Origin of the sequence: Catalinimonas alkaloidigena, assembly GCF_029504655.1 — a bacterium.
Lineage (GTDB): Bacteria > Bacteroidota > Bacteroidia > Cytophagales > Cyclobacteriaceae > Catalinimonas > Catalinimonas alkaloidigena.
In genome coordinates this window covers 3,743,399-3,756,181 of record NZ_JAQFIL010000001.1, presented here as the reverse complement: position 1 = coordinate 3,756,181, position 12,783 = coordinate 3,743,399, and the positions used below count along the sequence as shown (strand labels likewise).

General features: G+C 42.1%; 10 protein-coding genes. 3 read left to right on the top strand and 7 right to left on the bottom strand.

Going from position 1 to position 12,783, the window contains the following annotated elements; genetic code table 11:
- Window positions 1-12: 12 nt before the first annotated feature.
- From OKW21_RS15290 to OKW21_RS15270, 5 genes are all read right to left on the bottom strand, one after another.
- Window positions 13-3,168 carry an efflux RND transporter permease subunit gene (locus tag OKW21_RS15290; RefSeq protein WP_277480607.1) on the bottom strand — a complete coding sequence of 1,052 codons (3,156 nt, stop codon included), beginning with the start codon at window positions 3,166-3,168 and terminating at the stop codon, window positions 13-15.
- Between the two features lie 15 nt (window positions 3,169-3,183).
- Window positions 3,184-4,557 (bottom strand): TolC family protein, encoded by a 1,374-nt coding sequence (locus OKW21_RS15285; RefSeq protein WP_277480605.1) that lies wholly within the window; start codon window positions 4,555-4,557, stop codon window positions 3,184-3,186.
- Window positions 4,558-4,743: 186 nt separating this feature from the next.
- On the bottom strand, window positions 4,744-5,082 hold the full coding sequence (locus tag OKW21_RS15280) for a hypothetical protein (protein WP_277480603.1): 339 nt from the start codon (window positions 5,080-5,082) through the stop codon (window positions 4,744-4,746).
- A gap of 517 nt (window positions 5,083-5,599) precedes the next feature.
- Window positions 5,600-6,055: a hypothetical protein gene (locus OKW21_RS15275; RefSeq protein ID WP_277480602.1), complete on the bottom strand. Its 456-nt coding sequence runs from the start codon at window positions 6,053-6,055 to the stop codon at window positions 5,600-5,602.
- A gap of 78 nt (window positions 6,056-6,133) precedes the next feature.
- Complete coding sequence (locus OKW21_RS15270) at window positions 6,134-6,898, bottom strand: OBAP family protein (RefSeq protein WP_277480599.1); 765 nt, start codon at window positions 6,896-6,898, stop codon at window positions 6,134-6,136.
- Window positions 6,899-7,312: 414 nt separating this feature from the next.
- Between OKW21_RS15270 and OKW21_RS15265 the strand changes: the two genes are divergently transcribed.
- The 3 genes from OKW21_RS15265 to OKW21_RS15255 all read left to right on the top strand — a co-directional run bounded on the left by OKW21_RS15265 (window position 7,313) and on the right by OKW21_RS15255 (window position 10,331).
- The gene (locus OKW21_RS15265; RefSeq protein ID WP_277480597.1) at window positions 7,313-8,086 is read left to right on the top strand and encodes a helix-turn-helix domain-containing protein; all 774 of its coding nucleotides are present in this window, start codon (window positions 7,313-7,315) and stop codon (window positions 8,084-8,086) included.
- Between the two features lie 83 nt (window positions 8,087-8,169).
- Entirely contained in the window at window positions 8,170-8,856 is a 687-nt protein-coding gene (locus OKW21_RS15260; RefSeq protein ID WP_277480595.1) for a DUF4386 domain-containing protein, read from the top strand.
- Window positions 8,857-8,867: 11 nt separating this feature from the next.
- Window positions 8,868-10,331 (top strand): S41 family peptidase, encoded by a 1,464-nt coding sequence (locus OKW21_RS15255; RefSeq protein ID WP_277480593.1) that lies wholly within the window; start codon window positions 8,868-8,870, stop codon window positions 10,329-10,331.
- Between the two features lie 130 nt (window positions 10,332-10,461).
- On the opposite strand, the gene OKW21_RS15250 is transcribed toward OKW21_RS15255, so the two are convergent.
- Together OKW21_RS15250 and OKW21_RS15245 are read right to left on the bottom strand one after the other, a co-directional pair.
- Complete coding sequence (locus OKW21_RS15250) at window positions 10,462-10,878, bottom strand: VOC family protein (RefSeq protein ID WP_277480590.1); 417 nt, start codon at window positions 10,876-10,878, stop codon at window positions 10,462-10,464.
- Between the two features lie 25 nt (window positions 10,879-10,903).
- Entirely contained in the window at window positions 10,904-11,893 is a 990-nt protein-coding gene (locus tag OKW21_RS15245; protein ID WP_277480587.1) for a hypothetical protein, read from the bottom strand.
- Between the last annotated feature and the right edge of the window lie 890 nt (window positions 11,894-12,783).

The window sequence follows — 12,783 nt, the reverse complement described above, 5'->3', positions numbered from 1 at the left end:
TTGATTTATATGTTATGCATGTGTTAATTGATAATTAGCATCATCAGGATATAAGGATTTACTTTGGTAAGAGGCATTTTTTCTCACCAGGGCATAAAGGTGTGGCAATACCAGCAAAGCTGTAAGGGAAGAAAAAATAAGCCCTCCAATGACAGCTTGTCCTAAGGGCGCTACCTGTCCGCCTCCATCACCCATGCCAATAGCCATAGGAATCATTCCGGCAATCATGGCTGAGGCAGTCATCAGTATGGGTCGTAAGCGGGAAGAAACTGCCAAACGGGCAGCATGCAATGCGCTGATCCTTCTTTGTAATCTGTATTCTTCTGCCTGATTGATGATGAGGACGGCATTGGCTACAGAAACACCTACCGACATGATGATGCCCATGTAGGATTGTAGGTTGAGGGTGCTGCCGCTCAGCAGAAGGACTGACAGGCTACCGCCAATGACGGCAGGAACTACGGAAAGGATCAAAGCGGAAACGACAAAGGACTGATAATAGGCCGTAAGCATCAGGAAGATCACAACGACAGCGACTAGCAATCCGGCCTGTAAGCTGCTCAGCGTTTCTTCCAGAATTTCTACCGCGCCAACAGCTTTCACGATCAGTCCGCGGGGAGGATCTCCCGCATCTTTAATGGCTTGCTGTACTGCTTTGGAGGCAGTTCCCAAATCAACCTGATGGGTATTGGCGACCAGCGTCACATAGCGGTTTGGCCCCTGTCGGTTGACTTGCCCTGGTTCATCGGAATGTTGTATGGTAGCCACATCTTCCAGCACCGGATGCAAGCTGCCCGCTTTTAACGGTAAAGTACGCAGATCGTTGATGGACTGTACCTCCACCTCTGGCAATTGAACCTGCACCTGAAATACCAGTCCTGATTTTGGGTCAACCCACATGTTTTTATTGACATAGCGGGTAGAGGAGGTGGCGGTGGTTAAAGCAGTACTAACCTCACGCACACTCAAGCCAAACTGGGCTGCCCTTTCCCGGTCTACATCAATGGAGATACTGGGGTAGTTGACAGCTTCAGCAATATGCACGTCACGCAAGTAGTCAATGTCCTCAAGCTCTTTCTTCACTTTCATGGCATAAGCTTTCGCCTCGTCCAGGTTTTTGCCCAGTACTTTGACGGAAATAGGCGTAGTGGCACCCTGACTCATAATTTTCTCTACCAGCTCAATGGGTTCAAAGGTAATCTGAACTTCAGGAAACTGTTCTTCAACCCCTGCCCTTATTCTTTCTTTCAGCTCATTCATGCTTCCCTCATAAGTGTCTCCATCAACTGAAACCTGCAATACAGACTCGTGAGAACCGCTGGTGAAAAGGAAGATGGGGTTGATGGGGGTATTAGGAGAATGCATACCCACGAATGCAGATGTAATTCGAATATGTTCTTCACCTACTTCCTTTCGGATGAGATTTTCAACCTCCAGCAAATAATTTTCGGACTTGGATAAACTCACTCCCTGAGGTGCCTGTATCCGCATCTGCAAATCCTTAGTATCGCTGGGAGGCAGTATATCGGTACCAATGGTAAGGAGCCCCCAGGAGATCAGCCCAATTACAACTAAAGTGTATACGCCTATCACTTTAGGAGCATGCCGCTGCCATTTTCTGATGAGTAGCGTATAACGAATTCTGAATCTGTCAAAGCGTGTACGGGCCGCTTTTTTCTCACCCTGTACATGTTTGTTTTTCATGATCCAGTTAGCCAGTACCGGTATAAAAGTTTGAGATGCCAGAAAAGAGACGATCATAGCAAAACCTACCGCCATTGACAGTGGCAAAAACATATCTTTAGGAATGCCAGCCATCATCAGAGAAGGCGTTAATACTGCCAGAATACAGAGGAGAATCAAAAGCTTGGGTAGAGAGATTTCCAGTAGAGCATCCAGTATGGCTCGTGCCTTGGGTTTATGCTGCTCAAAGTGCTGGTGAATATTTTCTATGGTAACTGTCGCTTCATCTACCAGTATTCCGATAGACAGCGCCAGCCCACTCAGCGTCATGATGTTGATCGTCTGTCCGAAGAGGTAGAGCAGAATGACTGCTGAAAGGATAGCAATCGGTATGGTAAGCACTACGATCAATGCCCCCCTTTTGTCACCTAAAAAGAGCAGTACCATCAGTCCGGTCAGCAATGCACCCAGCACTCCTTCATGTACCAGGTTGTTGAGGGCACTCTCTATGTAGCCCGACTGGTCAAATACATAGCTTACCTTCACTTCTTCCGGCAGAGTCTCTTCCAGCATGGGCAGGGCTTCTTTAAGATTATTCACTGCTGCCAGCGTGGAGGCATCTGCTTTTTTAATGATAGGCAGGTATACAGTCCGTTTACCATTGACCAGTGCATAAGCCGATGTTTTGTCTGACCCATCGGTCACGGAGGCGATGTCTTTGATAAAAACCGTAGGTCCACTGCCTTTGCGGACAGGGATATTCAGAAACTCTTCAGCATCAAGAGCCAAAGTATTGACCGGACTCATCAGGTTTTGATCCTCAATCTGAACATTGCCTGCCGGTGATGGAAAGTTATTCTGCGCAATAGAAGTCATGACCTCTTCTGCTGTAATACCATGAGCGTGCATCAGTTCCTGATCTACGTTAACCACCATTGTGCGGGCATTACCCCCAAAGGGAGCTGGCGCGGTGATCCCGGGAATATTCACAAACATAGGCCGGATACGACTGATGACCATGTTCTGTAATTCTCCAATAGAATGCTGAGGACTTTCAAAGACCAGCTGGCCTACCGGCTGGGCACTCGCATCAAAACGTACGACCTGAGGAGGTACAGCTCCCGGTGGCAAAAAGGCCATAGCTCTTGAAACCTGAGTGGCTACTTCAGCCGCTGCCTGAGCCATATCCGTTTCCGGATAAAAGGTCAGCTTCATCAGGCTAAGCCCCTGCACACTCTTAAATTCCAGGTCTTTTACCCCACTTACAAAAATGAGTACTTTCTGAAACTGATTAGCCATAAAGCCATCCATATAGGCAGGAGACAGCCCTCCATAAGGCATGGCTATGTAAATGGCTGGAGACTCAATATTGGGAAAGATGTCTACTTTAATATTCCTGATGGTAATGACAGAGAAATAGGCAATCGCAATGACTGTTACCATGACAGCGATCGGATTTCTCAGTGCCAATCTGATAATATTCATAAATGTTGATAAGGTTTAGTTGAAAATTTCAGCCAGAAACGAAAAGTCGGCCTGTGCATCAGCAAGTGCGATAGCTGTCATCCAGTATTCGTAGTAAGCCTGGATTCTGCTTTTGTCGGCCTGCTGGAGAATTTGCTGGATCTGTAGTAGCTCAGTCAGGCTAATGAGTCCACTGCTATAACGAACTTCAAAAAGCTCATAGGCCTGCAGTGCATTTTGATAGGCCTGGTCAGCATCCTCTATCCTTTCCCTCTGTCTTTGTATTTGCTGTACAGAAGAATGATATTGGGCATTTAGATCTAATTTCTCTTCTTCCCATGCTGCCTCCTGGATGTTGATTTGTTCCAGGTATCGGCTATTCAGTAGCTTCTGGTTATAAAGGTGACTCAGGTTCCAGCTCAAGCCGAGACCTATGAGGTAATTATGAGTGGGTGCCTGATAGGCATCAGACCATGATTCGTTTGCCCCTTCTCCCTTGAGTACTGCCCTGCCTTTGAGCTGCGCTCCGGCAAGCAAGGAAACAGTAGGAAAAATTCTTCTTCTTGCTATTTCATATTGCTTTTCAGCGTAGTTTTGCTGCGCTTGTCTCACACGGAGCAGGGGATGGCCTTCTGTGTTTAATTCCCCCTCTGAGGGCAGTGCAGATAGGGATGCAAAGAAACTTTTTTGTTTTATCACAAAGCTTCGCTCAGGAGTATCTATCCATTTTGATAATAGGATCTTACTGGACTTTTTTTCTCCATCCCAGTTTTCCTGATCAGCCTTTGCCTGTAATAGAGAGCTTTTGATTAATAAGGAATCCGCACCGGCTGATAAGCCTGATTGAGCCAAACTTCGCGTGACTTCAAGCAGATCTTCTAACCTCTGGCTGTTGGTGCCAGCCCATCTCAGCATTTGCTGGTGGTACAGTAATTTGATATAAGCGTGAGTAAGCTGGCTTTGAAGGTGTAGCTGCTCAGCATCCAGGCTTGCACTGGCTCGATCTACTTGTAGCATGGCTGCTTCCACGGATTTTTTATGTCGTCCGAAACGGAAAAACTCCCAGTTGAGCACGGCTGAGCTTACCAAATTGCTAGCGGGCTGAGCAATACTGTTGGCATTCCCGTTGACGTTAAAAAAGCCAGGAAGCGGAAAAAAAGCAGCAGAGTTCCCCTGGTAGCTTCCAATTGTGCTCTGCGCCTGAAATTGTATTTGAGGTAGATATTGATTTCGGGTAAGTCGCTGATCAATAGTTGCCTGCTGCAGTGCTGCATCTTCAGCACTCAGGCTGGGATAACCCTCTATTGACTTTTCCCATAGCTGAACAAGGGAAAGAGAGTCCTGGGCCTGTAGTGGAGCCTGACCGACAAGGCAGACCGCACAGAACATCAGCATATATTTATATACCATGTATGATTGATACTTTAGTAAAGTGAAAAAGTAAATGAATATAGGTTCACCACTAGTGAAGCGGTGAGCGGATGGAAATGAGTAGTACTATTCAGCGTATACACGCTACATGCTTGACAAATGCTTTTGAAGCAAGCATGTGAAAACAGGAATTGAAACGAATAGAAACTACTCTTAAGAAAGAAGTTAGGCGTACAGGACCAGGCGGTTGAGCCTGATAAAAAGAGGGGTGGGTGAGGTGATGCTTATGATTTGCCTAAGGTAGCCGGGGGCTAAAGCTGATTGCAAAATATAAGCTATCCAGGAAAAGACAAATGATGCCAGTAAAAAGAAAACAGGAGCACTGAGCTGTAGCTGTTTCAGTGCTGTGATCAGCTCAACATCATCCAAAATACTGCCTGTGTGTGCATCAAGACTGCATAGCTCTGAGATGGTAATATCAGAACTTTTGTGTTCAGAGGCAGGTAAAGTTTTAGCCGGTGTAGGTTTTTCCAGATCAAAATAATGCACGACCGCTTTCTTCATCACACAGGAGGATGAAAAGAGAAGCATACAAGACAATATGATAAGGACAATATTACGCACCTACTGTTTTTTCATTTTTTACTAACTCTTCCTCTAACGCAGAAAAGGTTACTTATTGTTTCATTTATTTGGTAGAAAACATAAAAGAAACGAAATATTATTATTCCAAGGATCTACATTGCGTTTATTGCTGCTTCTGGCTGCTGTTGAACTTCAGCTGTAATTTTTGCTCAGGCCAGATCAAAAGAAGAGTTCACTAATTTTATACAGAAATAGTACTGCATAAAAAAAGGTTGAAAATGAAAATAATCTTTTTGTCAAAGATCATCCCTGACAAAAAGATTATCAAAAAAGCAGTTACATCTGATTAAACCTTTTTTGCATCCTAGCCCAAAAGCTAAAGTAATTCTTAGTCTCAGGCTAGGTGACTCCATTTGCAAAAATATCAACAGAGCATAATATGTATGTTCAAAGATGCATTGCTTTACACATGATGCTGCCAAGGCTTTAAAGTTTATTAGCCTTTTAAGGTTTTTGTGATATGTTCAGGCTCTGAAGTATCAGAAATATGATTAAAATCTCCTCGCAGAACCTTCAATGCATAACGTTCTTCATCAATTTCTTGTCTTGTTCTGATCCCCATATTACGAAATATCGGTAATGGCGGACACCAACCCTGTAAGCCATGCTGCAGTAAAAAGGCAGTTACTAAGCCGGGAAGAAGGTACCATCTTTTGTTTACGTAGTTGCCCAGGATCAAACCTATAAGTGAAAGGGAGGAAGCATTTACTTCCAGGGTTTTTTCTATATCCCATTTCTTATCCAATTCCTTCAGTCGTTGCGTGATTTGTTCGTCAGTAACGTTTTGGTAGTTCTTTATGTGCTGAAGCGTCTTTTGATCTATCGCTGTATTTTGCTTTGCTGTAGAACTTTTTCTAACACGTCCCTTTGTTTTAGCTTCTGATGAGTTCATAATCGTTTACTGTTAATCGTTAAAAAAATATATGTTTTATGAATACCTGGCATCTTTTAAAACCAGGAAAAAATGTGTTTACTCTTCATCCTTACCTTCAGTTAATGAAGGAAGTTGTTTTATTATTCCTTCCTGCCAGGCATTAGCTCCCGCTAATACTTCAGGCTTAGGAATATCTGCTCTGTTTTCTTTTTTTTCAGTAGTAGAAACATTAAATCTTTCATCTCTGTCTTTCAGCAGAGTTTGCTCTATCTGTCCATCGGCAGTAAAGCCCATCATGAGATTAGGTGTACCTGTGGGTAATGAATCACTGGTGTTGGTTTGCCAGGTATGCCAGGTTTTTCCATAAGTAGATACTAACTTTTCCATGAGTTCGTGTTCTGCCAACTGAGGAATACCAGGCGCTATGAGTTGACCTGATTTCACCTCATAATCATGGCTGTGCCATAATTGTCTTTCCTCCCTGGGTAATGTTTTAAATAATTTCTCAGAAATGATATATTCAACTCCGATAAGCAGCGCATCTGCTGTGTTTCCGTCGTAGATCATACACTGGGTGACATCATCGTTCAATTGTGTGCAATAATGATGAGCTTCCATCTGATGATTCATATCACCATTAGCAAAGTGAAAACCATCCAAATACATACTGATCTGATTAATGGGGGCTTCATTTTGAAGAAGCTCTGCACCTGTTTCCAAAACTTTGGCTTTTCCAGTTTTTTCATCACCAGGAGGCGTTATATTGGGTGGAGTATTTCGGGTACAGGCAACACCTATTATGATCAGCAGGATAAAAAAACCATTTAAATATTGATGGTGATAGTTGAAAAAATTATTCATGATTAAAAAAATTAAATAATTTAATATCGAGCTATATACCCGATTCAACATACTTTGTCTTCAGATGTTTTATACAACCTCTATTTTTTTTATTATTATGATTAGCTACCAATACATATTTTTTTATCTGAAAAATATCAATAGGACAATGCAATGAGCCCGTTCAGCCTGAAGATATCGCCAGACTTACTATCTGAATGGCGATGACATTACTGCAGTGACAGCGGTGGTTGATTTAGACCTGGGTGTAACGGTTTATCCGGGACAGGCCTGAGGCGGTTATGAGTTCATTTTGCACAGGCTGGTGAGAAAGGCTACTTTTATGGATATTTGAAAAGCCCGGCTTATCACTGATAGTTGAGCGTTGGTGTCATTGTAAACATAAATGGTCTAACTCAGAAATCAATCAGAACAGTGAAATATGAGATTATCCAGCCAAATGAACAACTCAGAGATTTCATAAGCCATTTTTGGGTAGGCACCTGGGATGCCACCACACAAAAGCCTAACACACAATACTATGTGGTCGCTAGTAGCTTGACTGAAATTACTTTTGCCTTTGCTGGTGAAAGTAAGCAGTCCGACTTATTATTTTCCACATTTCAGGGCCATACTCACTTAGCGGGTCAATTTTCAGTAGCGGGTTTTTATCATCTCATCGGCATTGCCTTTTATTCATATGCAATACCAGCCTTCTTTCATATTCCTGCCTCAGAAGTGAATAAAGAATTTATTTCTTTACATACTTTTCTTGGGCCTGAAGGAGCTGTTTTGAATGAACGAATCGCCCTGGCAAGTTCCACGCAGCAACGAATAAATATCCTTTCAGACTACTTCATTTCCAGGCTGAAAAAGCAGAGATTAGAAGACGTACGCATCACCCAGGCTATCCAGCTAATAAATGAGAGCAATGGAAGAATAGCCATTGAGAACCTTGCTCGTCATTTTTGCCTTTCTCATAAACAGTTCTACAGGCGCTTTAAAGCCTTCACAGGTTTTAGCCCCAAAATGTATTCAAGGATCATACGTTTCGAGTCCGTCATCCATAATTATCCCAGACTATCCAGTCTGACAGAGACTGCATACCGGCACGGATATTATGACCAGGCACATTTCATTCATGAGTTCAAATCCTTTACCGGCTTTAGCCCCACGGAGTTTTGGAAGCTGAGTAATGAAGCTATTTAAGATGTCCATTTTTTACAATTCCCAAGCTTATGTCCAAAGTACTTTTGTGGCATGAACTATTGATGATGAAAAAAAGATAAATTATGGATGTAAAGAAGAAAATCAGGCTGTCAGGTTTTCTGATATTGCTGGGTATGGCTGCCGGAATTTTTAGTGTGGCCCCCGCCATTGACGCTTCAGCTTATCTGACGGAAGCTGCTAAGAACTTCAATCAGGTAATTATAGCCGCGCTTTTTCAATTGATCTTATCACTGGCTTATTTGGGCTTTGCCATTTTGGTATATCCGCTTATTAAAAGATATAGCGGGAGCTTTTCATTGGGATTCCTGAGTTTCAGAGTAGTGGCAGTCTGCCTATCAGTAATGGGCATCATTGTACTGTTATCTGTCTTGACTATGAGTGAACTGTTAGTTCAAAATGGTATGCAGGACACCCCCGCGATTGCGCTTTTAGGAGGTGTTTTGAGAAGTATGCGAGATTTAATCAACCATGTGTTTATGGTTGTCATGTTATGTATGGCTAATGTCATGCTTTACTTCTTGTTTCTTAGAAAAAAACTATTGCCGCGATGGATTTCCGTGTGGGGGATATGCGGCGCTGTATTGTCAGTGGTAGCCAGTATTTTGATCTTGTTTAAAGTGATGGACATTATAACTTATGAATACCTGCTTTTAAATGCACCTACCGGCATCTTTGAAATATTTCTCGGAATATGGCTGATGGTAAAAGGGCTTGATATACAGTGTGGGTTCGTGTCTCAAAACAACTGACAAAAAGCATTATGAAATACGGCAGTTCCCTATTGTTCTTCATTTTTCCTTTGCGCATTCTTGCTCAGACTGAACTGTCGCAGGAACAGATAACAGAGGATTTTACCATCTTCAAAAATATCCTAAGCACTGCTCACCCCGGTTTATATGAATACACTACAAAAGAGAAGTGGGATAGCTTATTTAGCCATTTTGAAAATGAAGAGGCAAAGCAACTCAGGCATTCAGGAGATTTCTTCCAATCGCTCTGTGCTTTAGCAGATCATGTGAAAGACGGCCATTTGATTGTTCAGCACGCCAAAATGGACACCATCCCCAAATTGTTTCCTTTGCTGTTAAAAATCATTGAGGGAAAACTCTATACCGACACAAATGACCATGGAATTCCCATTGGCTCTCAGATAATTTCTATTAATGGGATAGGAAATAACCAACTCATCAACACAATGCTAAAATATGCGTCCTCGGATGGGTTTAACCTCACTAAGAAATACAGGCAGATAGAAACTGAATTTGGCATATTGCATTACTATGAATTTGGTGAAAGAGAAATGTATGAAGTCGTGTATAATACACCGGCTGGTCTCACCCAAACAATAATAGTTGAAAGTCAGGATTTTGAGCGAGTTGGAAACCGACATGCCTTCCGGACCTCTCATTTCTCCCTTTACCACAATTACACTGATAAAGCCAGGTATTACCAAGAAAGGATTAATGAGAAGTGGCCCTACCTCTATGCGATTGATTCAATAAACACCCTTGTATTAAGGGTGAATTCATTTGGATTGAACCCTAAAGCATTCAAATCCAGACTGATTGCTTTGTTTAAGGAAATCAGGAAGAAGAGAGCGGATAATGTGATTGTCGATGTCCGTAGCAATAATGGGGGATATAGGATCAATGCAATTCATTTGTTCTCGTTTCTTACGGACAAACCATTCCAGCAAAGAGTCTCTGAATATGCAATTACTTCATCCCTACCCGAGGAAAAATATCTATTACATGCTGATACCGATTATCAGCAGTTCTTTGCAACTTACTTTGCATCAGCAGAAAAGGAAGGTGATGGCTGGGTGCTTAAAAAAGATCACGCAAAAGAAGCAATGAAGCCCTATAAGAGATCTTTTAAAAAAAATATTTTTGTATTAATCGGGGGGCGAACATTTTCTGCTGGTTCCGCATTTGCCTTGAATGCTAAAAATGATCCTGACATTACGCTTGTAGGTGAAGAAACAGGTGGAGGGTATTATTTTCATAACGGTCAATTCTCCGCTTTATACAAACTGCCCAATGCAAAGATCATGGTAAGAATGTCTTTCGTTAAAATCAATCACTATGTTACAGACAATAGGATTGCAAAAGGAAGCGGTGTTATTCCTGATATAGAAGTAAAGCTCAGTGTTCAGGATTTGATAGAAGGAAAAGACAGTCAGTTAGATTATGTAGTAAAAACTATTCAGAAATTAAATGAATAAAGTGAGCCATACGGGCACTAACATAAACTGCCCAGACTGTTAATCTTGATGCTTTGCCTTCACTCCAGGCTTAACAGCACAATGGAAAGAACAGATCGGGGGTAGGGTGTTGCGGCCATCGTCTGCTGCACTATGACGCCCGGTATTCACTTATTTCAAACAAATGACCATCTGGGTCTCTGAAAAAACATCTGGTTTCCGCTCCCCGGTCCATTGGGGGTGTAATAAAATCAGCTCCTTTGCCCTTCAATATTTCGTAGGATTTTTTGCAATCCTTAACCCGAATGGTGTATGCGTGGCTTACTGAATTTTTATCCGCTGGAGGAATAAAATGTGTGTCTGGCTTGTCCTGCGTGGGACCTCCTGGCGTCACAAGTAAAATCCAATTTCCTAAAAACTCCAGCACCAGGGAATCACCACCGTATTCACGAAATATCTCAGCACCCAGCACCTCTACATAAAACGCTTTAGAGGCAGCCATATCCGACACCACTAATATTGTGGTTAATGCGGAATCTACAAATGGATTATTTTGCTGGTCACTCATAGCTATATATCTTTACCCTTGTTCCCTATGAAAAACGTAACTGTCCCTCGAGCGGGTTATGTTCTTTTGTAATTGCCGGCGATGGTTTTTCTTTTTCAAAATGTTTCAGTACCCGTAAAGCTCTCATCGTATTCCACCTGCTCGGAACGCCAGCTTTCTCCATTACAAAGTGGAGCTGTCCGGGATGAGCAGACTGCATATTCCAGGTGCCGTTATGATTTCTCTTTTTCTGTATGACACTGATGGCTTTTTCCATCCTCTTATCCCACTTACTATGGCTATACTGAAAATAGTCTAATGCACGAAGAATATCGTATTTCCATCTACAGGGATAAGTTATTTTTAAAAAGTCTTTGTTAATAATCTCTCCCGTGTGGTCAGACAGGAATAACTGATGTAGCAGGATAAATTCTTTGGCACTCTCGGTAGCAGTTAGAATATCTTTTAGCCGGTAGGAATATCCTGATTTCTGAAACTCATACAATCCTTCAAGTACTGATAGGGTAGTGTGCAGTGAACTATGTTTAGCACCTACTCTTGTGGTCCTGCAATTGAATCCACCATCAGGCATGATCTCATGCAAAATACTATCCACGATAGAACACAATTTATGCTCTTCAGTTTTAAAGTAGGAAGCGTAATTCAGAAACATGGCGTTGACACAAACATCACTATACCGGGAGGTAGAAGGCCCCAGTTGAATTCCTCCATCCTCTGACTTACTGCTATTCAAAGTCAAGGCAATAGTCTCCTTTACAATCTGATTGTCCGGACTAAGATTCAGATTGCGCAGATCCAGTAAAGTGTAATGAGAAGAAGTCCATTTGGGTTGGTAAAATTTCCTGCCCCAATGTCCATTTGCTTTTCGTCTGGACAAAAATCTTTTCCCCCAACCTTCACTGGCGATTCTATGCTGTAAATCCTTTCTGTCATCGCCCAACAAATCCCGGTACACCTGATATTGTATTGAAACATCACCTGCAAGCAAGCACGCTATGATTTGTTGTTCGTTCATATTTACCATCGCCTAAGATGGGACATGCGCCATATGAGATATGTCCCCAAAGCATCTCCCATACGCATTGTACTTAATAAGATACAGCTTTTCTGAAATTTTAACAATGCAGCGGAGAGGGCATGCTGGGCCTTTTTCGCTTGCAGCCTGTTGGTGAACTGAAAGTGCAGAGGGCTTTTTCTTTTGCCGGGCAGCATATGAGTTAATGATACATCTGGCTATATAATGGTCGGGGAGGGTACATTCTTTTTTTGTTGCGTAGTGGAAGTACAGGGGCAGGCTTATTAATCCCCGGCTGCTAGCAGTGGGGGATATAATGATCAGCCAAATAAAGTAATCCTTACGCCATACATGCGTGCTTCAGCAGGATCACATAGCAAGGACTTTGTGTAGAAATGTATTGCAATAAATAAAGTACAGTTTAATGCGCGGCTATCGTTTCGCTAAACATAATCTTGAGCAGCATTCTCTCATATATCAGTATGGTGTGCCCCACCATTTATAATAATTCTAAGGCGTTGAAGTTAGCCGCTTGAAATGTAGTTAAAGTTTGTACAAAGCAAATAATGAAATCAAATATCAGCATGCTTGTTATCTCATAAGCTAATCAATCCTTATTTAAGTACAATTTATTAGAACTATAGACTTAATAAAGTCCTATTTTTTAGCGCTTTTTTGCATCTCATTATTTTTATTACTTACGTATTTCACTTCACTCAAATAGCGCATTCTCCATATTAATAAGCCATAATATTGCTGCATCTCAGGCAAAAAGGTATAGTCCTATAAGCTAGTCTTGCGATAAGCTGCTCTGAGTTTAATAGGAAAAAAATTTCAACAAACCACAAAACCCATGCTGCAGACATTCCTAATGGTTTTTTCTACTTCCT